This is a genomic window from Parabacteroides sp. AM08-6 (assembly GCF_003473295.1).
GTDB lineage: Bacteria > Bacteroidota > Bacteroidia > Bacteroidales > Tannerellaceae > Parabacteroides.
This window is the reverse complement of sequence record NZ_QRMP01000065.1, coordinates 1-1,695: the sequence shown is the minus strand read 5'-3', so window position 1 is coordinate 1,695 and position 1,695 is coordinate 1. Positions and strand designations below refer to the sequence as shown.

Genomic DNA, 1,695 nt, shown 5'->3' with positions numbered 1-1,695 from the left:
GATGGCCGACATGCGGAGGTAGGAGTAAGCACACCGCATAAGTGCTTTCGATGCCTGATAACACCCTGTATCGTTCATAATCGACCGGATTGTCTTGTTATCCTCTTTCGTCAGGTCCCGAATAAGGACGTTGCTAAGTTTCCTACTCATCATTAGCCTCGCTTTCCTTGATAAGATTTATTTCGGCATTGTGAGTCGTTATATGCCTTTTGAATGAAGCAAAGGATCGCCAACTGGGAATATTATATTCGTAATATCTCTGTTGTGCCATCTTGCTTCGTTTACCAAATGCCTTGGCAAGTTCCTTCATTTTTTTAGCTGAGTAAAACGGCTTTTTCATCCGTTGCCAAAAACGGTTCCCGATTTCATTGTCTTTATTTGAGTATATACCTTTGATATGTCCGTCCACATAAACAGCAACCTCGACAATCATCTTCTTTTTGTCAATACTGTTGTATAGGGATATTTCATGCCCATCAATATTCATTTTTACGGAGCCATAACCGGTACCCCACCAGTCAGCAATCTTTTTCCATTCCTCTTTTGTCATAATATTATATTTTATTGGTAAATTGACCGTACGAAATCCTTACGGGATAATCGCTCGTTGTAATACATTTCGTTATCATCGAAATAATCGGATTCTGAAAAATCCGATTCCTCCGGTATATACCGGAAACCGATGCTCTTTGATTCCAAAAGAAAAAGCAGTACGCGACGTAAGAACTCGCTGGTTCCGGGTATCTGATAACGCTGGATTAAACGGTATATGCCATCACGTACCCCGTCATTTCCTACATACATGCGGAACTGTACCTCACGGGAAAAACGATGTGTCGTAAACCCCTCTATACGCAGACGACCCTGTATGGCTTCCTGTACTTCATATGGAACCGGACAAGCATCCGGTAGGACATATTCCGCTGCCAATACCAGACCAATCGCCGAACGTACCATGCCCGTTATGGACATTCCGCCGTGTATGGCCATTTCAAATAATTTATCGTATTGCGTATTTGAAATATACGTTTGTAACCATTCGGAGCCGGGGACGTCCGGTACAAACCGGGCGTGCATCTCTTTCCTCAGCCTGCGTTTTTCTGTTCTTCCTGCTGCCAGAAAGGCTTCCATTACGGCATTCATCAGGTTGGACAAATATCCGAAATCTGAAAGACTAAGTATTTTATCCTTATATTCCCCTCTTATCTGTATACCCATATATGTCCGGGGAAATATCCGGAGGACAGGAGGGCGTTCAACTGAAACACGACTCAGTATGCCCCGTACAATCCAACTGTTTTTTATGCCATTACGTTCATTGCAAAGTCCTACGGCCAGATAGGTCAGGACCTCCTGCTTGTCTTTAAAGCCAAACTCTTGTATTTGCCTGTTGTATTCTTCTACCAGTACAACGGGGGCTGTATAAGTAGTAATAGCAGTGTCTTGCATGATATAACGCTTCTTTTTCATATAGAAATTTTATTAATTTGTTCCCGGAGGCGGAATCGAACCGCCCCGATAACCGTTCGGGATGTCAGGAACCGAAGTCGGGTTCCCATTTAATTGTAACAGTAGCCTTTACTTTTTTAGCGCCGACACACAGGCTGCAAGTGGTAAACTTATATTTGTCATGGCCTATTTGTTCCGAAAAACCGCCCCGGCCATTACACCGGGGACATTCCATATCCCTGACCT

Annotated in this window: 2 protein-coding genes; both read right to left on the bottom strand. The window is 43.5% G+C overall.

What is annotated here, in order from left to right; genetic code table 11:
• Nucleotides 1–142: 142 nt before the first annotated feature.
• On the bottom strand, nucleotides 143–550 hold the full coding sequence (locus DW103_RS17770) for a hypothetical protein (protein WP_122278602.1): 408 nt from the start codon (nucleotides 548–550) through the stop codon (nucleotides 143–145).
• 11 nt (nucleotides 551–561) lie between these two features.
• Nucleotides 562–1,470 carry a hypothetical protein gene (locus tag DW103_RS17765; RefSeq protein WP_122278600.1) on the bottom strand — a complete coding sequence of 303 codons (909 nt, stop codon included), beginning with the start codon at nucleotides 1,468–1,470 and terminating at the stop codon, nucleotides 562–564.
• Between the last annotated feature and the right edge of the window lie 225 nt (nucleotides 1,471–1,695).